The 22,892-nt window shown below is 64.4% G+C and carries 20 protein-coding genes; 16 read left to right on the plus strand and 4 right to left on the minus strand.

The genetic code is table 11. From position 1 onward, the window contains the following. Positions 1-12: 12 nt before the first annotated feature. From HZF03_RS07245 to HZF03_RS07255, 3 genes are all read left to right on the plus strand, one after another. The gene (locus tag HZF03_RS07245) at positions 13-843 is read left to right on the plus strand and encodes a phosphodiesterase (RefSeq protein WP_119019478.1); all 831 of its coding nucleotides are present in this window, start codon (positions 13-15) and stop codon (positions 841-843) included. A 103-nt stretch (positions 844-946) separates the two neighbouring features. After that, the gene (locus HZF03_RS07250) at positions 947-1,342 is read left to right on the plus strand and encodes a response regulator (protein ID WP_012495113.1); all 396 of its coding nucleotides are present in this window, start codon (positions 947-949) and stop codon (positions 1,340-1,342) included. 130 nt (positions 1,343-1,472) lie between these two features. Continuing rightward, on the plus strand, positions 1,473-2,318 hold the full coding sequence (locus tag HZF03_RS07255; protein ID WP_119019470.1) for an alpha/beta fold hydrolase: 846 nt from the start codon (positions 1,473-1,475) through the stop codon (positions 2,316-2,318). Between the two features lie 10 nt (positions 2,319-2,328). Here the strand turns inward: HZF03_RS07255 and HZF03_RS07260 are convergent, their stop codons facing one another. Beyond that, a complete protein-coding gene (locus tag HZF03_RS07260; protein ID WP_104512181.1) occupies positions 2,329-3,564 on the minus strand; it encodes an NAD(P)/FAD-dependent oxidoreductase in 1,236 nt (411 codons plus the stop codon). A 349-nt stretch (positions 3,565-3,913) separates the two neighbouring features. Between HZF03_RS07260 and pgm the strand changes: the two genes are divergently transcribed. The 4 genes from pgm to HZF03_RS07280 all read left to right on the plus strand — a co-directional run bounded on the left by pgm (position 3,914) and on the right by HZF03_RS07280 (position 8,165). Further along, positions 3,914-5,566, plus strand: coding sequence for a phosphoglucomutase (alpha-D-glucose-1,6-bisphosphate-dependent) (gene pgm, locus HZF03_RS07265; protein ID WP_119019477.1), 1,653 nt, complete (start codon positions 3,914-3,916; stop codon positions 5,564-5,566). Positions 5,567-5,743: 177 nt separating this feature from the next. After that, a complete protein-coding gene (locus tag HZF03_RS07270; RefSeq protein ID WP_119019469.1) occupies positions 5,744-6,436 on the plus strand; it encodes an NnrU family protein in 693 nt (230 codons plus the stop codon). 215 nt (positions 6,437-6,651) lie between these two features. Continuing rightward, on the plus strand, positions 6,652-7,878 hold the full coding sequence (locus HZF03_RS07275; protein WP_119019468.1) for an NnrS family protein: 1,227 nt from the start codon (positions 6,652-6,654) through the stop codon (positions 7,876-7,878). A gap of 38 nt (positions 7,879-7,916) precedes the next feature. After that, positions 7,917-8,165 (plus strand): DUF2249 domain-containing protein, encoded by a 249-nt coding sequence (locus HZF03_RS07280; protein WP_119019467.1) that lies wholly within the window; start codon positions 7,917-7,919, stop codon positions 8,163-8,165. 3 nt (positions 8,166-8,168) lie between these two features. Here HZF03_RS07280 and HZF03_RS07285 read toward each other — a convergent pair whose 3' ends face one another. The 3 genes from HZF03_RS07285 to HZF03_RS07295 all read right to left on the minus strand — a co-directional run bounded on the left by HZF03_RS07285 (position 8,169) and on the right by HZF03_RS07295 (position 12,509). Then, positions 8,169-9,371: a CaiB/BaiF CoA transferase family protein gene (locus HZF03_RS07285; RefSeq protein ID WP_119019466.1), complete on the minus strand. Its 1,203-nt coding sequence runs from the start codon at positions 9,369-9,371 to the stop codon at positions 8,169-8,171. A 134-nt stretch (positions 9,372-9,505) separates the two neighbouring features. Then, entirely contained in the window at positions 9,506-10,177 is a 672-nt protein-coding gene (locus HZF03_RS07290; protein ID WP_041810310.1) for a response regulator transcription factor, read from the minus strand. 19 nt (positions 10,178-10,196) lie between these two features. After that, on the minus strand, positions 10,197-12,509 hold the full coding sequence (locus tag HZF03_RS07295) for a GAF domain-containing protein (RefSeq protein WP_119019465.1): 2,313 nt from the start codon (positions 12,507-12,509) through the stop codon (positions 10,197-10,199). Positions 12,510-12,854: 345 nt separating this feature from the next. Here HZF03_RS07295 and pufB point away from each other — a divergent pair, with 345 nt between their 5' ends. From pufB to HZF03_RS07340, 9 genes are all read left to right on the plus strand, one after another. Beyond that, positions 12,855-13,010 (plus strand): light-harvesting antenna LH1, beta subunit, encoded by a 156-nt coding sequence (pufB, locus tag HZF03_RS07300; RefSeq protein ID WP_011157052.1) that lies wholly within the window; start codon positions 12,855-12,857, stop codon positions 13,008-13,010. Between the two features lie 12 nt (positions 13,011-13,022). Beyond that, the gene (locus HZF03_RS07305; RefSeq protein ID WP_011157053.1) at positions 13,023-13,202 is read left to right on the plus strand and encodes a light-harvesting protein; all 180 of its coding nucleotides are present in this window, start codon (positions 13,023-13,025) and stop codon (positions 13,200-13,202) included. Between the two features lie 186 nt (positions 13,203-13,388). Further along, the gene (locus HZF03_RS07310; protein WP_011157054.1) at positions 13,389-14,825 is read left to right on the plus strand and encodes a PucC family protein; all 1,437 of its coding nucleotides are present in this window, start codon (positions 13,389-13,391) and stop codon (positions 14,823-14,825) included. Between the two features lie 18 nt (positions 14,826-14,843). Next, positions 14,844-15,494 carry a hypothetical protein gene (locus HZF03_RS07315; protein WP_119019464.1) on the plus strand — a complete coding sequence of 217 codons (651 nt, stop codon included), beginning with the start codon at positions 14,844-14,846 and terminating at the stop codon, positions 15,492-15,494. 15 nt (positions 15,495-15,509) lie between these two features. Further along, positions 15,510-15,803, plus strand: coding sequence for a hypothetical protein (locus tag HZF03_RS07320; protein WP_011157056.1), 294 nt, complete (start codon positions 15,510-15,512; stop codon positions 15,801-15,803). A gap of 140 nt (positions 15,804-15,943) precedes the next feature. Further along, on the plus strand, positions 15,944-17,485 hold the full coding sequence (locus HZF03_RS07325; RefSeq protein ID WP_179906277.1) for a flavin-containing monooxygenase: 1,542 nt from the start codon (positions 15,944-15,946) through the stop codon (positions 17,483-17,485). 345 nt (positions 17,486-17,830) lie between these two features. Next, positions 17,831-19,030, plus strand: coding sequence for an efflux RND transporter periplasmic adaptor subunit (locus HZF03_RS07330; protein ID WP_119019463.1), 1,200 nt, complete (start codon positions 17,831-17,833; stop codon positions 19,028-19,030). A gap of 10 nt (positions 19,031-19,040) precedes the next feature. Then, positions 19,041-22,208: a multidrug efflux RND transporter permease subunit gene (locus HZF03_RS07335; protein WP_119019462.1), complete on the plus strand. Its 3,168-nt coding sequence runs from the start codon at positions 19,041-19,043 to the stop codon at positions 22,206-22,208. Positions 22,209-22,345: 137 nt separating this feature from the next. Then, positions 22,346-22,798 (plus strand): hypothetical protein, encoded by a 453-nt coding sequence (locus HZF03_RS07340; protein ID WP_119019461.1) that lies wholly within the window; start codon positions 22,346-22,348, stop codon positions 22,796-22,798. Positions 22,799-22,892 lie beyond the last annotated feature (94 nt).

Below are 22,892 nucleotides of genomic sequence, written 5' to 3' on the forward strand. Positions count from 1 at the left end.
GAGAGATCGACCATGCCGCCGAAGCCGATTCTGATCGCTCAGATTTCCGACCTGCATATCAAGGCGCCGGGCGAACTCGCCTATGGCAAGGTCGACACCGCGGCCGCGCTGACCCGTTGCGTCGCGGCGCTGAACGCGCTGGCGCCGCGGCCCCACGTAGTGGTGATCTCCGGCGATCTCGTCGATAGCCCGAGCGCTGAAGAGTACGCGCATCTGGAACGGCTGCTGGCGCCGCTGCAGATTCCGCTCGTTGCCGTACCGGGCAATCACGATTCCCGCGAGCTGATGCGCACTGCTTTCGCGCAGCCGACCTTCCCGGCCGAAGGACCGCTCAATCAGCTCTACCCGGTCGATGGGATAGATATCGTGTTGCTCGACTCCAATGTTCACGGCCAGCCGCATGGCGAGCTCGACGCCGGGACGTTGCAGTGGCTCGAGGCGGTGCTGTCGTCGTCGGATCACCGGCCTGCATTGCTGTTCCTGCATCATCCGCCATTCGCCACCGGCATCTGGCACATGGACCGCCAGAACCTGCGCAATGCCGCCGAGTTCGCGCTCCTTGTCGAGCGCTATCCGTGGGTGCGGCTGGTCGCGGCGGGCCACGTGCACCGCGCGACTGTGACCGGCTTTGCCGGCACCTTGGCGACGATCTGTCCGGCTCCCAACCATGCCGTGGCGCTGGATCTCGGAGAACAGCTCGCGCCTTCTTTCTGCGTCGAACCGCCAGCGTTTCATCTGCACGCCTGGTTCGCCGAGCGCGGCGAGCTTGTCACGCATCAGGTCCCGATCGGATCGTTCGACGGCCCGCATCCGTTTTTTGGGGCGGATGGTAAACTGCTGTAAAAGCCGTTGGAACCCTGCGTCGTTAACGACATCGCTCGAATTAGGAACAATTTTACCGAGGGAAACTCCGTATGACCGGAACGATCGTGGGGTTGAGCCCTTGATGATCGGTCGTGTCGACGAGAGGATGACTGAGGTGAGCAGGGGACCGGTTGTATTGGTGGTCGAAGACGAACCGCTCCTGCGCATGAACGCCGTCGACATGATTGAGGCAGCTGGCTTTCACGTGCTGGAGGCTGGCTCGGCCGACGACGCAATCGAGGTCCTGGAAAAACGGGACGACATCTGCCTGGTGTTTACCGACATCCAGATTCCAGGCTCGATGGATGGCCTGAAGCTGGCGCGTGCAGTGCGGGGACGGTGGCCGCCGATCAAGATCATCACCACCTCTGGACGGGTGCAGGTTGCAGCGGACGACCTGCCGGACGGCGGGCGCTTTGTACCAAAGCCGTACACTCAGGCGCAGATTACCGGACTGCTGCGGGAAATGTTGGTCTGAGTACGGCTTCGCTCGTTTTGGCGCTTGCCCCGGCGCTTTCCAAAATTTAATCGTATCATTCTAGAAACAGGTCTTTTCGAGCTATCCTCCCGTCCCAGCTAAAGAATAAGGGAGGACGGACTAGGATATCATGAAACGGCCACTGATCATTTTCTGCCTGCTGAGCGTGGTCGCCGCCGCGGCGTACTTTTCATTCAGCCATTGGGCAATCAGACACGAGACGCTGACCTTCTTCGACGAGTCGCGGGGGCGTCCGGTCGCGATCGATCTCGCAGTGCGGCGAGACGCCGAGATGAAGGCCGAGGCCGGAATGGTCACGCTGCCGGTCGCGGTTGTCAGCCATGGCAACACCGTCAAGAACACCGAGTACTCGTTCCTGGCCAACGTACTCGCAGCCCGCGGCTATCTGGTCGCAAGCATCCAGCACGATCTTCCCGACGACAAGCCGCTGATGACGGTGGCCGGCTCTCTCTATGTGGGGCGCCTCGCGGTGTACGAGCGCGGTGAGAAGAACATCTTCTTCGCGCTGAACGAGCTGAAGAAGCTCGAGCCGAATGCGGACTACGATCATCTCACCCTGGTCGGCCACTCCAACGGCGGCGACATCTCGATGTTCTTCGCCCAGCAGCACCCCGAAATGGTGCGGCGCGTGGTGACGCTGGACAATCTGCGGGTGCCGTTTGTCACCTCCGGCTTCGCCAAGATCCTGTCTTTCCGCTCCAAGGATCCGCAGTTCAAGACCGATCCAGGCGTGCTGCCCGATCCGAAGACCGCCAAGGAGGCGGGAATCGAGATCATCGACACCGGCGCTCAGCACACCGAAATGAGCGATCGCGGCCCCGACAGCGTCAAGGCGCGGATTCAGTCGACGCTCGACAAGTTCCTGTCGGACGAGGGCAGCAGCAAGCTGCAGCCGCTCGACGTCCAGAAGGACATCAAGCGGATGTACAACGATCCGCGGGCAATGGGGCCGTAGGGGCGTTGCCTCAGACCGGCGAGCGGTCGAGCGCGAAGTGGTCGAGTGCCGGTAGCCGCTCGCCGTCGATCAGCCGGCCGATCAATCGGCTCGCGAGATAGCTGAACGTGATTCCGTTGCCGCCGTAGCCGTAGGCGGCGTAGATCCGCGGCTGGCCGGGCACTGGGCCGATCAGAGGCAGGCCGTCCACCGTGGTCGAAAATGCACCGGACCAGACGTATTCCGGGATCGGCGCCGCCTGCGGCCACAGCCGATGCAGCTTGTCGAGCAGGATTTTCGCCTTCTCCGGCATCAAGGCGTCGCGCGCGTCCGGGTCGGTCACCTGATCGTCGTCCTCACCACCGATGATGATGCGGTCTTCCGCCGTGGTCCGCGCGTACAGATAGTCGGACGACGCTTCCCAGATCAGCGCGCGATCCCGCCACAGTTGCTCCGGCGGCTGCGGCAGCGTCGCCACCACCCAACTCGATGCGGTCTTATGCAAGTCCGAGGTCACGATCTCGGGCAGGATGTAGCCGGTCGCCAGCACGACGTGTGCGGCTTCGATGCAGCAGCCATTGTCGGTTGCCACATGCACGCCGCGGCCGAAGCTGTCATAAGCTGTGGCCTCGGCGTCAAACAGCGAGGCGCCGCGCTCTGCGGCGGCGCTCAGCAGTCCGTGCGACAGCAGAAGTGGATCGACCTCGGCCGACCCCGGCGAGACGATCGCTGCCTCGCGATCGAAGCCGTATTCGGATCGGAGCTCGCGATAACCCAAAAAGGCGCCGGGCAGGCCGGCGCGTTTGCGAAGTTCGTGCTCTTCGAGCAGCTCTTTCGCGCCGTGATCTCCGGCGGCGAGATAGACCGTGTCGCGCGGTCGTAGCGCGCTCGGAAGCCGCAGCGAGTGGGCCAACCGGTACAGTCCCGCCACTGCGCTGTGGCTGAGTTGATATACGTCGGCGGCACGCTCGAAGCCGTAGAACGCCGACAATTCAGTCAAGGACCGGTCGATTTCCCACTCCAGCATCGCGGTCGATGCTGCCGTGCTGCCGAAGCCGGGGCGTTCACGGTCGATGATGCAGACCTTGCGGTCCTGCCTTGCCAGGTGCTCGGCCATCATCGAGCCGGTGATGCCGCCGCCGACGATCAGCACGTCGACGGCCAGATTGCGGTCGAGCGGTTGGCGGATCGGCCGTGTCAGGCCGGCCGCCCACGGCGCGACTCCGCCGCGTAGTTCGCTTTGCCGAGAGGCACGGAACTGATCCATTGCTCATCATTTCCCGAGGCCGAAATCGATCGGCCGATCGTGAAAAAGGTCTCGCACCGCCGACACGGCCGAGACCTTTTCCGATTGCTGAAGCTGGTGCGCCGGACTTAGCGCCAGAACAACGCCAGCAGAATAATGATCGGCAGCGGGATCCCGATCAGCCACATCAACGCGCCTTTTCCGAACGTCATGTCTCATCCTCCAGTCATCCAACTGGGGCGATAACCGTGTCACTCGCGAACGGTTCCGCGCTGGCGTTTCGGTTCGGGCTGCTCATCCGGATGCCGTCTTGACGGCCGCCCCGCGCCGGGCGAGGGATCGGACCTGGTTCGAAGGCATGGAGTGCAAGATGGCTGCGAAGGTGAGCCCGCTGGCGGGCAAGACCGTCGATCCGAACAGTCTGGTCAACGTCCCGCGGCTGGTGACGGCATATTTCGTCGGCAAGCCGGACCCGGCGGTCGCGACCGAGCGTGTGGCGTTCGGTACCTCGGGGCATCGCGGCTCGTCGCTGAACAACGCCTTCAACGAAAGTCACATCGTGGCAGTCAGCCAGGCGGTGTGCGATCATCGCCGCGCTGCCGGCATCACCGGCCCGCTGTATATCGGCATCGACACCCATGCGCTGGCCGAGCCGGCCCTGGTCAGCGCGCTCGAAGTGTTCGCCGCCAACGAGATCGACGTGGTGATCGACGAACGCGGCGGCTACACCCCGACGCCGGTGATCTCGCACGCGATCCTCACCCACAATCGCGGCCGCACCGACGGTCTTGCGGACGGCGTGGTGGTGACGCCGTCGCACAATCCGCCCGAGGACGGCGGCTTCAAGTACAATCCGCCAAACGGCGGCCCGGCCGACACCGACATCACCTCGGCGGTGGAAAAGGCTGCGAATGCCATGCTCGAAAACGGGCTGAAGGGCGTCAAGCGGATCTCCTACGATCGCGCCCGCAAGGCGAGTTGCGTGCATCGCCGCGACTACATCACGCCGTATGTGGAAGACCTCGCCCATGTGGTCGACATGGAGGCAATCCGGTCGAGCGGAGTGAAGCTCGGCATCGATCCGCTCGGCGGCGCCGCGGTGCATTACTGGCAGCCGATCATCGAGCGCTACAAGCTCGACGCCAAGGTCGTCAGCGACGCTGTCGATCCCACGTTCCGCTTTATGACCGCGGATTGGGACGGCAAGGTGCGGATGGACTGCTCGTCGCCTTACGCGATGGCGCGGCTGATCGGGATGCGCAACGACTTCGACGTTGCGTTCGCCAACGACACTGACGCCGACCGTCATGGCATCGTCACCCGTTCCAGCGGGCTGATGAATCCGAACCATTATCTATCGGTGGCGATCGCCTATCTGTTTGCGCACCGGCCGCATTGGGGGCGCGACGCCGCGATCGGCAAGACCGCAGTGTCGAGCGCGATGATCGATCGCGTCGCCAGCAAGATCGGCCGCAAGGTGGTCGAGACCCCGGTCGGTTTCAAATGGTTCGTAGACGGGCTGATCGGCGGCAGCTTCGGCTTCGCCGGTGAAGAGAGCGCCGGCGCGTCGTTCCTGCGCCGCGACGGCAGCGTCTGGACCACCGACAAGGACGGCATCATCCTCGGTCTGCTCGCGGCGGAGATCACCGCCGTGAGCAAGGCCGACCCGGGCGAATTGTATCAGCGGCTCACCGCCGAGCTCGGCGCGCCGTTCTACGCGCGGATCGATGCGGCGGCATCGCCGGCCCAGAAAGCACTGTTCAAGACGCTGACCGCGGAGAAGCTCGGCGTCAAGCAGCTCGCCGGCGAGCCGGTCACCGCAACGCTGACCAAAGCGCCCGGCAACGGCCAATCAATCGGCGGCGTCAAGGTCACCACCGCCAACGGCTGGTTCGCTGCGCGGCCGTCCGGCACCGAGGATGTTTACAAAATCTACGCCGAGAGCTTCGTCAGCGCTGACCATCTCAGCAAGATTCAACACGAAGCCCAGGCAGCCCTCAGCGCAATGTTCGCCGCAGGTTGACGCACGACAACGTTGGAACTGGTCGGGCGGGCGATGTGTGGCGAATAACCTGTCCTCGCTTCACTCCGTCATTGCGAGCGGAGCGAAGCAATCCAGACCTCCGTGTGGGACGCTGGATTGCTTCGTTGCTTTGCTCCTCGCAATGACGGACTGCGTCGCCAACGTGTGAGGTCGACCTTGTCCGGCTGGACTGAATTCGTCGCCGCCTTCGCCGTGTTCCTGCTCAGCCACGCGATTCCGGCACGGCCGGCGGTGCGGGCGAGACTGGTCGGCGCGCTCGGCGAGCGCGGCTTTCTGATCGCCTACAGCAGCGAGTCGTTGCTCGTTCTGACTTGGCTGATCGTCGCCACCGAGCGAGCGCCGTTCGTTGAGCTGTGGCCGTTCGAGACCTGGCAGATGTGGGTGCCTAACCTGGCGCTGCCGCTCGCCTGTCAGTTTGCGGCGTTCGGCATCGGCGCCGCCAATCCGCTATCGTTCGGCGGCAATCCGCGGACACCCTTCAATCCGCATCACCCCGGCGTGGTCGGCATCGTCCGGCATCCGCTGCTGTGGGCGATCGGGCTGTGGGCAGGCGCACATGTCGTGCCGAACGGTGACCTCGCGCATGTACTGTTGTTCGGTTTCTTCGCGATGATCGCGGTAATCGGCATGCTGATCATCGATCGCCGCAAGCGCCGCCAGCTCGGCGCCGAGCGCTGGGCCGAGCTTGCGGCGCGGACCTCGTTCTGGCCGTTCGCGGCCCTGATCAGCGGCCGCTTCAGGCCGCAGACTTGGCGGATCAGTTCGCTGCGGCTGTGCATCGGCTTAGCCGCGTGGCTCTCGCTGCTGCTGCTGCATCCGCTGGTGATCGGCGTCTCACCGCTGCCCTGACAAGCAGTTCCTGGCGCCATTGCGAGCGAAACGAAGCAATCCGGCTCCGTGCCCTGAGCCGGATTGCTTTTCGGCAGCGCCTCCTCGCAGTGATGGAAGACGTGGTTCCCTGCAAATCGTTCGCGAGTTTGCGCTGGCACAACCAGCCCTGGACGCCGCGCTCCTAGACAGAATGAGCCGGTCACAACCGCCGGTGCCAGTTCCGGTGGAGCGCGATGAGCAGCACGACGATCGAATCTTCCCCAGCCGGCCCCGCCAAGCGCAAGCCGGTGCCGCGCTATCCGTTGCAGAGCCGCTGGACCGTCCTGTCGGCCGGGTTCCGTCCGTTCTTCCTGCTCGGCGCGATCTTCGCCGCGGTCGCAGTGCTGCTGTGGCTGCCGGTGTATCACGGCGAGCTGACGCTGCAGACCGCCTTTGTGCCGCGCGACTGGCACGTCCACGAGATGCTGTACGGCTATTTGCCGGCGGTGATCACCGGCTTCCTGCTCACTGCGATCCCGAACTGGACCGGACGCCTGCCGCTGCAGGGCGCGCCGCTGGCGACGCTCGCGGTGGTGTGGCTCGCTGGACGGCTGGCCGTGACGTTCTCGGCCGACACCGGCTGGCTCGCTGCGTTGCTGATCGATGCCTGTTTCCTGCTGCTGGTGGCGCTTGCGGCGCTGCGCGAGATCATCTCGGGGCGTAACTGGCGCAACCTCAACGTCGTCGCCCTGCTGACGCTGCTGCTGATCGGCAACGTCGCGTTCCATCTTGAGGCGCATTTCGGCGACTCCGCCGATTACAGCATCCGCATTGGCATCGCGGTGGTGATCATGCTGATCTCGCTGATCGGCGGCCGCATCACCCCAAGCTTCACCCGCAACTGGCTGGTGCGCGCAAATCCCGGCCGGCTGCCGCAACCGTTCAACAAGCTCGACATGGTGATCGTTGCGTTCAGCGGCCTGACGCTGGTGCTGTGGGTTTCGATGCCGTTGAGCCCGATCAGCGGCTTTGCGCTGCTGATTGCCGGCGTGCTGCATCTCGTCCGGCTGGCGCGCTGGGCCGGCGATCGCACCGTCAAGGAGAAGCTGCTGCTGGTGCTGCACGTCGGCTATCTGTTCATCCCGCTCGGCTTCCTGCTCACGTCGGCGGCGGCGTTCGGGCTGATGCCGGTCAGCGCCGGCATTCACGCCTGGATGGTCGGCGGCGCCGGCGTGATGACGCTGGCGGTGATGACCCGCGCCTCGCTCGGCCACACCGGCCAGCAACTCACCGCCTCGCTGCCGACGCAGGGGATCTATCTGGCGGCGCTGTTTGCCGTCACCGCGCGGATCGCGGCGGCGCTGCTGCCGGCCTGGAGCGACCCGCTGCTGCATCTGGCTGCGCTCAGCTGGGCGGTCGCCTTCCTCGGCTTCGCGCTGAGCTACGGCCCGACGCTGCTCGTCCGCGGCAAGCCGCGCTGATCCGCCGAGCCTTCACCACCTCCAACCAGGACAGGGCCATGACCGAAGCCGCCGCCACCGCCGAACGCGTGCTCGACGTCCGCGAGATCCCGCCATATCAGCGCCACGAGATCATCCCGCGGCTGTTCGATCATTTGGCCCCGGGGCAGGCGATGCAGATCGTGGTCGATCACGATCCGCGGCCGCTGCGCCAGTTCTTCGCATCGGTCCATGGCGATGATTGCCAGTGGACCTATCTGGAGCAGGGACCCGCGGTGTGGCGTGTACGGCTGCGCCGCGCCGCGTAGTGCTCAGCGTGCGCCGAACCGGGCGATGTCCTCGTCCGAATAGCCGGCCTGTTGCAGCACCGTCTTGGTGTGCTCGCCGAGCCGCGCCACGCGCGGGTTCGGCGACGGATTGGCCGCCGACATCCGGAACGGCAGATTGAGCACCTTGAAGCTGCCGGCATCGTCGTGCACTTCTGCGAGCGCTTGGCGGTGCGCGGTCTGCGGATCGGCCATTGCCTCGGCCACGGTGCGATAGGCCGAGCAGGGCACGCCGAATTTGTCGAGCGCGGCAAGGCACTGCTTCGACGTCAGCTTGCGCGACCAGCTCGTCTCGATGGTGTCCATCAGTTCGCCCCAGGCGAGGCGGCGGTCGGCGTACTTCTCGAACCGTGGATCGGTGATCAGGTCCGGGCGCTCGGCCGCCAGCATGAAGCTGCGGAACGATTTCTCGCTGGCGACGGCGATCATCACGTACCCGTCGGAGGTTTCGACAGGGCCGAACTGCGGCCGCCCCGGCAGCGTCACCGGAAACTGCGACCACTGCATCTCGTTCAACGTCAGCGTCAGCATCGCTTCCAGCATCGACACGTCGATGTGCTGGCCCTCGCCGGTGCGCACCCGCTGATACAACGCCGAGGTAATCGCCCCATAGGCGTAGATCCCGCTGACGACGTCGGCGAGATAGATGCCGCAGTAGTCCGGGCGGTCGCGGCCGGGCTGATAGGCGAGGTGCGCGAGGTCGAAACCGGACGCGGCATGGATCGCAGGCGCATAGGCGGGCAGTTCCGCCGACGGCCCGGTCTGGCCGTAGCCGGAGATCGAGCAGTAGATCAGTTCGGGATTGAAGCCGCGCAGCGACGCGTAGTCCATCTGCAGCCGCTGCATCACGCCGGGGCGGAAGTTCTCGACCAGGATATCGGCGCCGGCGACCAGCCGCTGCACTGCCTCGAGGCCGTCGGGCGATTTCAGGTCGAGCACGATGCTCTTCTTGCCGACGTTGAGCTGTCCGAACGCGGTGCTGCAGGCCTCGCGCACCGGCGGCCGGTTGCGCATGGTGTCGCCGTCGGCGGCTTCGATCTTGATCACCTCGGCGCCCATGTCGGACAGCATCCGGGTGCAGTGCGGGCCAGCGATGGTGGTGGAGAAATCGAGCACGCGGAGCCCGTCGAGGGCCCTGGCGTTAGCGGTGGTGGCCAGCGGTTTCTGTGTCCGCGTTTCGACGGTCATTCGGTCTCCCCTGATCCCTCCCGTTCTTGACGCGGCGCGTAAAGCACCAGCGCCCGCGGGAAGTTGCTTGCCCAATGAAGGTGCAGGCTAGCGGGTCGATCGGACCGGATCAACGGGGCGAAATGGTACGGACGCTATGGGTCCGACAGCCAGCCCATGCTGAGCGCGAACCGCACCACCTCGACACGATTGTGGAAGCCGAGCTTTGCCATGCCGCGCGCCTTGTAGGTTTCGACGCTCTTGGCGCCGATCTGCAGCTTGGCGGCGATGGTCTTATTGCTATGGCCGATCGCGGCGAGCCGCAGCACCTCGATCTCGCGCGTCGACAGTTCCGACACCGCATTGTGCTCGTCGCCATTGTGCAGATGCGGCGTGGTGCGTCCGATGGCGCGGCCGGCGATCGCCGGATCGAGATAGATGCCGCCGCTGCCGACCGCGTGGATGCCGCGGATCAGTTCTTCGGTGGCGGAGCGTTTCAGCACGTAGCCGGCGACGCCGAGATCGAGCAATTGCCGCAAGTAAGCGCCGTCTTCGTGCACGGTCAGCACCAGCACGCGGCAGTCCGGACAGGCGGCGAGGAACTTGCGTGCCACCTCGATGCCGTTGAGGCCGGGCATCGACAGATCGAGCACGGCGACGTCCGGCTTCAATTCCGTGGCGCGGCGCAAGGCGTTCGGACCGTCGCTGGCCTCGCCCACCACTTCGAGCCCGGGATCGCCTGCGACCAGCGCCTTCATTCCGCTGAGCACCACCGGGTGATCGTCGGCGATAAACACCCGCAGTCGGGAAGGGGATTGCTGGTCCATCGCGGTTGCTTTCATCTGGTCACAGCGGAATGCGCGCGTACAGCGCAGTGCCCTTGCCGGGCGCGGATTCGATTTCGAGCGAGCCGCCGACCAGCGACAGCCGCTCACGGATGCCGAGCAAGCCCAGCCGCCCGGACGGCTGCTTACGGCCGGCGGTGACGAAGCCGCAGCCGTCATCCTCGACGATCATCGTCACCTGGTCGTCGCCGAGCTGCAGAATGACGCTGACATGGCGGGCCGAGGCATGGCGCACCACGTTGGTGAGCGCTTCCTGCAGCACGCGGTACAGCGTGGTCTCGACCGGGGACGGCAGCCGGCGCGAGCCGAGCGTCATGTGCAGGTCGAACTCGATGCTCGACTTCTCGCTCCAGGAGTCGAGCAGGTTCTGGATCGCGGTCTGGATGCCCAGGTCGTCGAGTGCGGTCGGGCGGATTTCCCAGGCGAGGCGGTTGGCCTGGCGGCCGACGTCGGCGGTCAGGCTCTTCATCTCAGCGATGCGCTGCTGCAATTCGGGATTGTCGCCGGCGGCTTGGCCGAGCTTGTCGAAGCCGAGCTGCAACAGGGTCAGCGACTGGCCGAGCGTGTCGTGCAGTTCGCGGGCGATCCGTAGGCGTTCGGCTTCCTGATCTTCGACTGTCCGACGCAGCACCTTCGATAGGTCGGCCTCGACCAGCACCCGCCGCCGCTTCTCTTCCTGCAGCGTCTTGGCGACGTCTTTGGAGCGGCTCAGGCCGAGCTCGACCTGACGCATCAACTGTTCCTGCAGCAACTGCGCCGACCGTCGCTCGCGGGCGATGCCGTCGATCCGCCGCAGCACGACGTCGAGCAGCGACTCGCGCAACCGGTGCGCTGCATCGACATCCGTGTCGAGCCACGGCTCGCCATGCAGCCGCACCGATTCTTGCCAGCTCGACGCGCAGCCTTTCGGCGTTCGGGGCGCGCCTGCATCGACGCCGACCGGCTTGTTGGGCATGCCTGCCCAGGTGACGACGCGGACAACTTCAGGGCGGAACCACAGCACGTAGTTGTGCGGCGTGTTGGAAAGCGACAGCGCCAGGAGGCCGCTGGCGCAGCCGGCGAACGCCTTGGCGGGCGGATACGCCAGCGCCAGGCAATCGGTGTGGTACACGCCGTCGTGCGGGACGCCGTGCAACCATCCCATCATCGCGGCCACTTGTGCAGGCCCCGGTGTCGCACCGATTCCGGTGAACTGGCCGTCGATCCACAGACCGACGCCGGCGGCCGGGATGAAGTCGAGCAGATTCGGATAGAACCGGATCAGCCCTTCGGCGAGATCCGACTCCTGGCTCATCCGCGTGACCAGCTCTTCGTGGATGCGCGTGCTGCGCAGCCGGGCGGCGAGCTGATCGGCGGCAAGCCGCGTCTCGAGCTGCAGCGATGCCATCTCGGCGAACAGCGCGCAGGCTTCGCGCATCCGGTAAGGCAGAAACCGTGGGGTGGCGTGATGGCAGACGATCAGGCCCCACAACTCGCCTTCGACCACTAGCGACAGCGAAAGCGACGCGGCGACGCCGAGTTGGGCCAGATACAGCCGGTGTTCGGGGGAGGCGCTGCGGGTCGCGCTGAACGACAGATCAAGCGCGAGGCCGTTGCGCGGACTGTGCGCCGGCCACAGCGGTGCAGCGGGAGCATGAACGTCGGGCTGCACCCGGATCCGGCTGACGGACCCCGGCTGATTTGAGATGTCCGGTTGCGGATCGCGCAAGCCGAGGAACGGACTGGTTTCGGGACCGCGCGCTTCGGCGATCACGTCGGCGCTGCCGTCCGGCGCAAAGCGGTACACCATCACCCGGTCGAAGCCGGTCATGCTGCGCAGCTCGGCGGCCATCGCGTCGCAGAAGCCTTGGAGGTTTGGCGCCGGCCGTGCCCGCCGGATCATCGACTGCACCAGCGCCAGCGAATTTTCCGGCGCTGGTTCGCGGCGCGGATCGAGCTCTACCACCAAGAGCCCCGAGGCATGATGGACGATGACGTCGATCGGGGTGGCGTCCGGCGCATTCAGTGTGAAGGCGTGTTGCGGCCGCTCGATCCAGCGATCGGTAGTGGCAAGCGCCTGCAGCCTCGCAATCTGGTCGGACGAAAAGGCCGTGGAGGCTGCGGTGCCCGGCAACAACTCCGCCGCCGCGCCGAGCAGCGATGCGGTCGCACCGGCGGCGTGGATGATGGTCAAATCCGCCGGAGCCAGCGCCAACAGAGCGGCGTGGGGCTGAATCGCACCGGGCAGGACCTCTGTACGCGTCCCACCGGCGAGGGTGATCGGGTCGAAGTCCGAAGCCCTGAGCTCGGCAGAATTGTCAAGGCCAGAGTGCATCACTATCTACTCAATTTTCCGTGTCCGGGACTCGTCGGACCGGTTTGAGGATGTCCGGTATGACACGGACAGTCGTCAGTGTCATGTTAAATTGACAAAGATGTGTGTCAGGATAGTCTTACAATCACTCGGATGTGATCAGGACGTGAGTCCTCGTCAGCCGAGGGCTGGAAGCATCCACATCGGTCCGCTCCAACGCGAGGCGACTCGTCGTTGTCCGGCGGATGGGTGCAGGAGCGAACAGGGAATGCTGAGACCAAGCGAACAAATGTTCGGCGTAGCAGCAATCAACCTACGTGCAGGTTCAGCACGACACTGATCGTAAGTCTCTCAGGAGGATTTACTATGGCAGACGATCCCAACAAGGTCTGGCCGACCGGTCTGACGATCGCGGAATCGGAAGAGCTCCACAAGCATGTGATCGACGGCACGCGCATCTTCGGCGCGATCGCCATCGTCGCCCACTTCCTGGCGTATGTTTACTCGCCCTGGCTGCACTAAGGAGTACGTAAGATGAATCAAGGTCGTATTTGGACTGTTGTGAAGCCGACCGTTGGTCTTCCGCTCCTGCTCGGCAGCGTGACCGTGATCGCGATCCTGGTGCACTTCGCTGTTCTCAGCAACACCACCTGGTTCTCGAAGTACTGGAACGGCAAGGCCGCGGCGATCGAGAGCTCGGTCTCCATCGGCTAATTCAGCTTCTTTCGAAGCTGTCGTGGCTGGACCGGGATCCAAGGGTCCCGGTCGCTTGCTTTGTAGCCCGAGCGGGGTGCGGACATTTGATCTGCCGCAGTTCATCTTTGGTCGCAAAGTGGTGCTGTTCGATCGGACACCGGCGGATCTGACCGCCGGGCTCACGCAAGCTGGAATTGCTGCACGATGAACACAGTCAGCCAAAAGATGATGAAAGTCTGGTCCTCGCTTGGGCCGCGCTTTCTGCCTTTCGCGGATGCGGCCACGCCGGATCTGCCGTTGTCCCGGTTGCTGCGCCTGTCGCTTTTTCAGGTCGCGGTCGGCATGTCGCTGGTGCTGCTGGTCGGCACCCTGAACCGGGTGATGATCGTCGAACTCAACGTGCCGGCCTCGATCGTCGGCGTAATGGTTTCGTTGCCTTTGATCTTTGCGCCGTTCCGGGCGCTGATCGGCTTCAAATCCGACGTTCATAAATCTGCGCTGGGCTGGCGCCGCGTACCGTTCCTGTACAAGGGCACGATGGTGCAGTTCGGCGGTCTCGCCATTCTGCCGTTCGCGCTGCTGGTGCTGTCCGGCGGCGGTGACTCGGCGCAGGCCCCCGTCTGGGTTGGACAAGTTGCGGCCGCCGCGGCATTCCTGCTGATTGGCGCCGGTGTGCACACCACCCAGACCGTCGGCCTCGCGCTCGCGACCGATCTGTCGCCGCCGGAGTCGCGGCCGAAGGTGGTCGGCCTGATGTACACCATGCTGATGTTCGGCATGATCGCGAGCGCCATCATCTTCGGCGTGCTGCTCGCCGAATTTTCACCGGGACGCCTCATTCAGGTGATCCAGGGCTCTGCCGTCGTCACCATCGTGCTCAACGGCATCGCGTCCTGGAAGATGGAAGCGCGCCGCCGCGACAATCCCAATCAGGTGACCGCACATCCCGAGGCACCGAGCAGTGGTTTCCGCGAATCGTGGGACGCCTTCATTCAAGGTCCGAACGCGATGCGCCGGCTGATCGCCGTCGGCTTCGGCACCATGGCGTTCAGCATGGAAGACGTGCTGCTCGAACCTTATGGCGGCCAGATCCTGCATCTGAGCGTCGGCGACACCACGAAGCTCACCGCGGCACTCGCGGTAGGCGGTCTGTTCGGCTTCGGCTACGCCTCGCGCGTACTCAGCCGCGGCGCTGATCCGTTCCGGATGGCGAGCTTCGGTGCGCTGGTCGGTATTCCGGCATTCCTCGCGGTGATCTTCTCCGCCGACTTGTCGTCGAGTACGGCCTCCGCGTTGGTGTTCGGTTTCGGTACGCTGATGATCGGCTTCGGTGCCGGTCTGTTCGGCCACGGCACGCTGACCGCGACGATGAACGCGGCGCCGAAGGATCAGGTCGGTCTCGCGCTCGGCGCCTGGGGCGCTGTGCAGGCTTCGGCCGCCGGTATCGCTATCGCGCTCGGTGGTATTCTTCGCGACGTGGTAACCGCTTATGCGCCGCACGGTTGGGGCGGGGCCGCGGCAGGTTATCACTTTGTCTATTACCTCGAACTAGTGTTGCTCATTGCCACGCTGGTGACGATGTTCCCTCTGACACGGCGGCGGGAACCGATTCTGATGCAGGGCCAGTTGCGCGGGTCCTGAGAGTGAGACGGAGTAGCTATGACCCACATCATTACCCGCTTGTATGACTCGAGCAGCCGCCTGTCGGCACTCGAGAGCGATTTGAAGAGCAGTTCCTTCAAATACGCGGTGGTCACGGCCAGCCGTTCTTCCGCCGAAGAAACCGCTGCCGCGCTTCTCAAGGCCGGCGTGTCGCGCGCGGAAGCCGCGACTCTTGCCGATTATCTCAAGAAGGGTGGCGTCGTCGTCGCAGCGCAGGCCGAGTTCGGCTACGGCGCGAAACTCACCAAGATTCTCGACGGCTACGGGCCGAACCCGATCAGCCTGAAGTCGTCGTCCTCGTCGCGTGCCGCCGAACAGAGCGATGCCGCGCCGTTCTCGAATTTGATCCACGCGCCGGTGCTGCTCGAGACCTCCGGCCCGTACAAATCCTATTCCGGTGACTTGCTGCTGGTCGACAGCGACAAGACCTTCTCTGGTACGCCGCTGGTTATCAGCAGCGATGGCCCGTATCAGTCGTTCTCCGGAACACCGTTGTTGCTCGACAGCAGCGGCCCATACAAGTCCTTCTCAGGGACTCCTCTGTTGCTGGACACCAGCGGTCCGTACAAGTCGTACTCGGGCGAACCGCTGTTGATCAACAACTCCACACCCTTCTCCTCCTGGCTGGGCCTGCCAGTGCTACTCTAAGTAAAGGAATCGACCATGAGCGAAGAATACAAAGGACACTCTGGACATCCGCTGATCCTGAAGCAGGAAGGCGAATACAAGGGCTATTCCGGTGAACCGCTGATCCTGAAGCAGGAAGGCGAGTACAAGGGTTACTCCGGTACTCCGCTGATCCTCGAGCAGAAGGGCGAGTATCAGAGCTTCTCCGGCACTCCGCTGATCCTGAAGCAGGAAGGCGAATACCGGGGCTTCTCCGGTGCGCCGCTGATCCTGAAGCAGGACGGCGAGTACAAGTCGTTCTCCGGCTATCCGCTGCTGCTCAACATCTGAGCCAGCCGGCCCTACAGGTCCCATGACGCCGCGGGCAGTAATGTCCGCGGCGCCGTGCTTTTGGGTCGCAAGAAAATGCTGGGCAAACGCGCGCCCAGCGGTCAATCTGTTTCCAACGACACAAAAAAAGTCGAGGAAACATGACCCACTCTGCCTCCGCTGCGCCCAGCAGCGCCGCGGCGTCCACGCCGTTCAGCGACCCCGCTCCCAATCCCGATTGCGAACATGTCGACGTGCTGATCGTCGGCGCTGGCATTTCCGGCATTGGTGCCGCCTACCACCTGACGACGCAGTGTCCCGGCACCCGCTTCGTCGTGCTCGAAGCCCAGGACGGCTTCGGCGGCACCTGGCGAACCCACCGCTATCCCGGCATTCGCTCCGACAGCGATCTGTACACCTTCGGCTATCGCTTCAAGCCCTGGACCGGCAAGCCGATCGCGACGGCTGCTGAAATCCGCGATTATCTCGGCGAGGTGATCGCCGAGCACGATCTCGCCCGCCACATCCGCTACCGCCACCGCATCGTTTCGGCGAACTGGTCGAACGAGGATGCGTGCTGGACGATCGAGGCGTTGCGCGGCGAGGGCGGCGAGACCGTGCTCTTCACCGCCAACTTCCTTTGGATGTGCCAGGGCTACTACCGCCACAGTGAAGGCTATACCCCCGAATGGCCGGGCATGGCCGAGTTCAAGGGGCGGATCGTCCACCCGCAGACCTGGCCGGACGATCTCGACGTTGCCGGCAAGCGGGTGATCGTGATCGGGTCGGGCGCGACGGCTGCGACGCTGGTGCCGTCGATCGCCCCCAAGGCTGAGCACGTGACCGTCCTGCAGCGCTCGCCGACCTATTTCATTCCCGGTCGCAACAAGATCGAGATCGCCGACACGCTGCGCGAGCTCGGAATCTCCGAAGATTGGATTCACGAGATCGTCCGCCGCAAGATCCTATTCGATCAGGCGACCTTCACCCGCCGCTCGATGAGTGAGCCCGAGGTGGTGAAGCAGGAGCTGCTCGCGGGCGTTCGCGCTCATCTCGGCCCGGATGCCGATCTCGATCCGCACTTCACGCCGAGCTATCGGCCGTGGCGGCAGCGTATCGCCTTCGTTCCCGATGGCGATCTGTTCAGGGCGATCGCATCGGGCAAAGCCTCGGTGGTCACCGATGAGATTGACTGCTTCACCGAGCAAGGTGTCCGGCTGAAGTCCGGCGAGACGCTTGAGGCCGACATCGTTGTCACCGCGACCGGCTTCAATCTCAACGTGCTCGGCGACATCGCATTCTCGATCGACGGCAAGCCGCTCAATTTCGCCGAGACCGTGACCTATCGCGGCATGATGTTCACTGGCGTACCGAACATGGCGTGGGTGTTCGGTTATTTCCGCGCCAGCTGGACGCTACGGGCCGATCTGGTCGCCGACTTCGTCTGTCGTCTGCTCAGCCACATGAAGCAGACCGGCCATCGCAGCGTGGTGCCGGCGTTGCGCCCGGAAGACCGCGACATGGCGCTGCTGCCGTGGATCGATCCGGAGAACTTCAACCCCGGTTATCTGATGCGCGGCATGCACCTGTTGCCGAAGCGCGGCGACAAGCCGGAGTGGCAGCACAGCCAGGACTATTGGACCGAGAAGGATCAGTTCCCTGCGATCGATCTCGACGATCCGGCGTTCGTCTACAGCAGGTAGCGGCGTGTCTTCGAGCGCCTGCGGGGGCGGACACGCGGTCTTGCAGGCGCTCGTCTTTAACTTTGGATTAACTCAGTTGCTGGGAACGCGGTGTCTCTTATCACTTCGTAGTCCTCCGATTCACACAGCCGTGAGGCGGTGAAAGCACAACGACTTCATGCGGTTCCGTACCGTGTGACATTGCGCCGCCGCCGCACGATGTTGTGCCGCACAATTCCGCGATTAATTTCCATTCATCAAGCGTGTCCACGATCGCGTTGTTGCGATCGGTAGCCGACGGTCGGCTGCGCATGACGAGGCGTCGATGCCTCGGATGACACGAGTCGGATTGAAGAGGTTATTTTGATGCGGGGATGGACCAAGCTGGGTTGGACGGCCGTTGCGCTCGCCGTCTTGGCACCGGCGCTTGCCGGGTGCAAGGAACCGTCCGCCGCCAACGCTTCGGCGGCAGAGAAACCCGAAGTCAGCATTGTGACCGTGAAGCCGCAGCCGCGCTCGATCGTGCGCGAACTGCCGGGCCGGATCGCGCCGATCCGGGTTGCGGACGTGCGGCCGCGCGTCTCAGGCATCATTCTGCGCCGGACGTTCCAGCAGGGCAGCGAGGTGAACGCTGGCGACCCCTTGTATCAGATCGATCCGCGCCCGTTCGAGGTTGAGCTGCAGGCTGCTGAAGCCGCGCTGGCCAAGGCCACGGCCGCCCGCGATCAGGCCGACATGCACGCCAAGCGCGTCTCGATGCTGGCGAACGAGCAGGCGGCGTCGCGTGCCGCCAATGAAGTCGCGATCACCAATCTGCGTCAGGCTGCGGCCGAAGTCGCGGTCCGCGAAGCGGAAGTCGCGCGCGCCAAGCTCAATCTGGAATACGCCACCATCCGCGCGCCGATCAGCGGCCGGATCGGTGCGGCGCTGGTCAGCGAAGGCGCTCTCGTGGTGCAGAACGATGCCACCAGCCTTGCGACGATTCAGCAGCTCGACCACGTCTATGCCGACTTCACCCAGCCGGTGTCCGAGATGGCGCGGCTTCGCCGCGCGTTTGATTCCGGCGAGCTCGACCAGATCGCGGCCGATGCGGTGCGCGCTCACCTCGTGCTCGACGACGGCACACACTATCCGGAGCACGGCAAGCTGCTGTTCTCGGATGCCAAGGTCGATGCCTACACCGGCCAAGTGACGCTGCGCGCTGAGTTCGACAATCCGAAGCGCGAGCTGCTGCCGGGCATGTATGTGCGGGTGCGGATCGAGCAGGGCATCGACGCCGACGCCCTCGCAGTGCCGGAGCAGGCGGTTCAGCGCAACAACGGCGGCGGCAGCGAAGTGTTCGTCGTCAAGGACGATAATCGCATCGCCGTGCAGGCGGTACGGGTCGGCGCACAGCAGGATGGCCATTATCTGGTGCTCGACGGCCTGAAGCCGGGCGAGCGAGTGGTGGTCGAAGGCTTCCAGAAATTCGCTGCAGGCGACACCGTGGTGCCGGTGAACGTTGCCGATCGCCGGTCGGCGGCCGCCGTTCCGACCACCACGGGTTCGGCGAACGCGGTGCGATAGGCGCCGCCCGATGCCCGCGTTTTTTATCGACAGGCCGATCTTCGCCTGGGTGATCGCGCTGTTCATCTGCTTGATCGGCGCGATCTCGATTCCGTTCCTCCCGGTCGCGCAATATCCGATCATCGCGCCGCCTTCGATCTCGGTGTCGACGCAATATCCCGGCGCCTCGCCGGAGAACCTCTACAACAGCGTCACCCGGCTGATCGAAGAAGAGCTCAACGGCGCCAACGGCATTCTGAATTTCGAGTCGACCTCCGACTCGCTCGGCCAGGTCGAAATCATCGCCAACTTCGAGCCGGGCACCGACACCGAAATGGCGTCGGTGAACGTCCAGAACCGCATCAAGCGCATCGAGGCACGTCTGCCGCGCGCCGTGCTGCAGCAGGGCATCCTGGTCGAGGAAGCCTCGAGCGCGGTGCTGCAGATCATCACGCTGACGTCGACCGACGGCTCGCTCGACGAAGTCGGCCTCGGCGACTTCATGATCCGCAACGTGCTCGGCGAAATCCGGCGTATCCCGGGCGTCGGCCGTGCGACGCTGTATTCGACCGAGCGCGCGCTCCGGATCTGGATCGATCCGGCCAAGCTGATCGGCTACAATCTCACCGCCGACGACGTCACCAAGGCGATCGAGGCCCAGAACGCCCAGGTAGCTTCCGGCAGCATCGGCGCCGAGCCGACACCGAAGGGCCAGAAGATCTCCGCGCTGGTGCTGGTGAAGGGCCAGCTCTCGTCCGCCGACGAATTCGGCGCCGTGGTGCTGCGCGCGAACTCAGACGGCTCGACGGTGCGGCTACGCGACGTGGCGCGGATCGAGATCGGCGGCTTTTCCTACCAGTTCAACACCCGCCTCAACGGCAAGCCGACCGCAGGTCTGTCGGTGCTGATGTCGCCGACCGGCAACGCGCTCGCCACCGCGAGCGCAGTCGAGGCCAAGATGAAGGAGCTGTCGCGCTTCTTCCCGGCCAACATCAAATACGAGATCCCCTACAACATCACCCCGGTGGTCGAGGCCTCGATCACCAAGGTGCTGCACACCCTGGTCGAAGCGGTGGTGCTGGTGTTCGTGGTGATGTTCCTGTTCCTGCAGAACATCCGCTACACCATCATCCCGACCATCGTGGTGCCGGTGGCGCTGCTCGGCACCTGCGCGTCGCTGCTGATGTTCGGCTATTCGATCAACATGCTGTCGATGTTCGGCATGGTGCTAGCGATCGGCATTCTGGTCGACGACGCCATCGTCGTGGTCGAGAACGTCGAACGCATCATGGCCGAGGAGGGGCTGCCGCCGAAGGAAGCGACCCGCAAGGCGATGTCGCAGATCACCTCGGCGATCATCGGCATCACCCTGGTGCTGATAGCGGTGTTCCTGCCGATGGCATTCTTCCCCGGCTCGGTCGGCATCATCTATCGGCAGTTCTCGGTGACGATGGTGTCGGCGATCGCGTTCTCGGCGCTGATGGCGCTGTCGCTGACGCCGGCGCTGTGCGCCACGCTGCTGAAGCCGGTGACCAAAGGCCATGCCCACGCCGAGCGCGGCGTGTTCGGCTGGTTCAACCGCACGCTGGACACCGTCCGCGAGCGCTATTCCGGCATCGTGCGCTGGAATCTCGGCCGCACCGGCCGGTTGATGCTGATCTACGCCGTGCTGGTCGGCGTGCTCGGCTTCGCGATGGCGCGGATGCCGGGTGGCTTCCTGCCGATCGATGACCAGGGCTTCGTCACCGTCGACGTACAGACGCCGTCGGATTCGTCCTACAACCGAACCTACGATGTGGTGAAGCAGGTCGAGGACTATCTGCTGAAGCGCGATGGCGTGCAGAACGTCACCTTCCTCACCGGCTTCAGCTTCCTCGGCCAGGGCATGAACGCCGCGCAGGCGTTCGTGACGCTGAAGGATTGGGGCGAGCGTGACGCGAACTCGTCCGCCGCTGCGATCGTCGACGACGCCAACCGCAAGCTCGGCAGCATCCGCGACGCGCGGATCTCGGCGCTGCAGCCGCCGCCGGTCGACAACCTCGGCAACTCATCGGGCTTCAGTTTCCGGCTGCAGGACCGCGGCCAGAAGGGGCACGCTGCGCTGGTTCAGGCGAGCGAACAGCTCGTCGCCGCCGCCAATGCGAGCCCGGTGCTGCAGAAGGTCTATGTCGAGGGCCTGCCGCCGGCGCCTGTGCTCAATCTGATGATCGACCGCGAGAAGGCCGGCGCATTCGGCGTCACCTTCGAGGACATCAACACCACGATCTCGACCAATCTCGGCTCCGCCTACATCAACGACTTCCCCAACCGCGGCCGCATGCAGCGCGTGATCGTGCAGGCCGACGCAGAAGGGCGCATGAACGCCGACGACATCCTCGGCTACACGGTGAAGAACAGCCGCGGCCAGCTGGTGCCGTTCTCATCCTTCGCCACGGTGGAATGGGCGAAGGGCCCGACCCAGATCGTCGGCTTCAACTACTATCCGGCGATCCGCATCAGCGGCGAAGCGCGGCCGGGCTTCACCTCGGGCGATGCGATCGCCGAGATGGAACGGCTCGCCGATCAGCTGCCGCGTGGCTTCGGCTACGATTGGACCGGCCAGTCGCTGCAGGAAAAGTTGTCGGGCTCCCAGGCACCGATCATCCTGGCGTTGTCGGCGCTGGTGGTGTTCCTGGTGCTGGCGGCGCTGTACGAAAGTTGGACGATCCCGCTGTCGGTGCTGCTGACGGTGCCGCTTGGCATCGCCGGCGCGGTGATCGCCGCGACGATGCGGTCGCTGCCGAACGACGTGTACTTCACCGTCGGTCTGATCACGATCATCGGTCTGGCCGCCAAAGACGCGATCCTGATCGTCGAGTTCGCCAAGGATCTCCGCAAGGAGGGCAAGTCCCTGCGCGAGGCGACGATGGAGGCGTGTCACCTCCGGTTCCGCCCGATTCTGATGACCGGTCTGGCGTTCTGTTCGGGCGTGCTGCCGATGGTGATTGCCAGCGGCGCAGGCGGAAAGAGCCAGCAGGCGCTCGGCACCGGCGTGATGGGCGGCATGATCGCGGTGGTGATCCTGGCGTTGCTGTTTGTTCCGGTGTTCTTCGTCGCGGTGCAGCGGCTGTTCGGACGCGACCGCTCGGACGATCCCGTCGGGGAAACCTTGACGCATCAAGTTCCGCTGCATCCGCAGTTGCCGCACGATCCAGCCTGAGCCGGGATTACTGGCGCAAATTACCAGCTCAGGCACCTGCGTCTCCGAGCACATGGTCCTGGAACTAATCGAACTATCTCCGGTTGGTTGTCGACAGGAACGACAACTCAATCACTCGAACACCGGAGGCACTCCTCATGAACGGAGACCAACCCATCAGCTGGCTGATGTTTTTCACATTGGCGGCTGGCATCGTTATCGTCGGATTCGTTTTCCTCAACTTCATTCGCTCGCGCTCCAACCGTGAAGTCGCGGCGAACACGCTGGAAGGCAACGCGCCGGCCCGCGGTGCCGCGGCAGATGGCGCCTTGCCGGAACTGGCCGGCCTCACCGTGTTCGCCCTGATCGCCATGAGCCTGCTGACCGCCGGCTTCGCTTACAATCCGGGTGAGAAGGTTGCTGCCGAAGCCTCCACCCCGGCCGCGAGCAATAGCGGTACGACGACTGGCATGTCGCAGCCGAAGAACATTCAGAATGAGCCGAAGCGCTATCAGCCGAACAACCCTGGCACCGACACCCGCACCTCACCGACGGGTTCGGATACTGGCGTGGGTAACTCGCCCGGTTCGACCGGCACTCTGACCAAGTAATTCACATCAGTCTAAACGTCGAAGGCCCCGGTTCTCAAGAACCGGGGCCTTTTGCTGTCGCGAGGCGCCGCGGAAAGATCGCTCGAGAAATCAA

Origin of the sequence: Rhodopseudomonas palustris (assembly GCF_013415845.1) — a bacterium.
GTDB classification, from domain to species: domain Bacteria; phylum Pseudomonadota; class Alphaproteobacteria; order Rhizobiales; family Xanthobacteraceae; genus Rhodopseudomonas; species Rhodopseudomonas palustris_F.

Bases quoted from the DNA above. Each gene is read 5' to 3' on its own strand.
- HZF03_RS07245 (WP_119019478.1), top strand. From the start codon at position 13: ATGCCGCCGAAGCCGATTCTGATCGCTCAGATTTCCGACCTGCATATC.
- HZF03_RS07250 (WP_012495113.1), top strand. From the start codon at position 947: ATGATCGGTCGTGTCGACGAGAGGATGACTGAGGTGAGCAGGGGACCG.
- HZF03_RS07255 (WP_119019470.1), top strand. From the start codon at position 1,473: ATGAAACGGCCACTGATCATTTTCTGCCTGCTGAGCGTGGTCGCCGCC.
- HZF03_RS07260 (WP_104512181.1), bottom strand. From the start codon at position 3,564: ATGGATCAGTTCCGTGCCTCTCGGCAAAGCGAACTACGCGGCGGAGTC.
- pgm (WP_119019477.1), top strand. From the start codon at position 3,914: ATGGCTGCGAAGGTGAGCCCGCTGGCGGGCAAGACCGTCGATCCGAAC.
- HZF03_RS07275 (WP_119019468.1), top strand. From the start codon at position 6,652: ATGAGCAGCACGACGATCGAATCTTCCCCAGCCGGCCCCGCCAAGCGC.
- HZF03_RS07280 (WP_119019467.1), top strand. From the start codon at position 7,917: ATGACCGAAGCCGCCGCCACCGCCGAACGCGTGCTCGACGTCCGCGAG.
- HZF03_RS07285 (WP_119019466.1), bottom strand. From the start codon at position 9,371: ATGACCGTCGAAACGCGGACACAGAAACCGCTGGCCACCACCGCTAAC.
- HZF03_RS07290 (WP_041810310.1), bottom strand. From the start codon at position 10,177: ATGGACCAGCAATCCCCTTCCCGACTGCGGGTGTTTATCGCCGACGAT.
- HZF03_RS07295 (WP_119019465.1), bottom strand. From the start codon at position 12,509: ATGCACTCTGGCCTTGACAATTCTGCCGAGCTCAGGGCTTCGGACTTC.
- pufB (WP_011157052.1), top strand. From the start codon at position 12,855: ATGGCAGACGATCCCAACAAGGTCTGGCCGACCGGTCTGACGATCGCG.
- HZF03_RS07305 (WP_011157053.1), top strand. From the start codon at position 13,023: ATGAATCAAGGTCGTATTTGGACTGTTGTGAAGCCGACCGTTGGTCTT.
- HZF03_RS07310 (WP_011157054.1), top strand. From the start codon at position 13,389: ATGAACACAGTCAGCCAAAAGATGATGAAAGTCTGGTCCTCGCTTGGG.
- HZF03_RS07315 (WP_119019464.1), top strand. From the start codon at position 14,844: ATGACCCACATCATTACCCGCTTGTATGACTCGAGCAGCCGCCTGTCG.
- HZF03_RS07320 (WP_011157056.1), top strand. From the start codon at position 15,510: ATGAGCGAAGAATACAAAGGACACTCTGGACATCCGCTGATCCTGAAG.
- HZF03_RS07325 (WP_179906277.1), top strand. From the start codon at position 15,944: ATGACCCACTCTGCCTCCGCTGCGCCCAGCAGCGCCGCGGCGTCCACG.
- HZF03_RS07330 (WP_119019463.1), top strand. From the start codon at position 17,831: ATGCGGGGATGGACCAAGCTGGGTTGGACGGCCGTTGCGCTCGCCGTC.
- HZF03_RS07335 (WP_119019462.1), top strand. From the start codon at position 19,041: ATGCCCGCGTTTTTTATCGACAGGCCGATCTTCGCCTGGGTGATCGCG.
- HZF03_RS07340 (WP_119019461.1), top strand. From the start codon at position 22,346: ATGAACGGAGACCAACCCATCAGCTGGCTGATGTTTTTCACATTGGCG.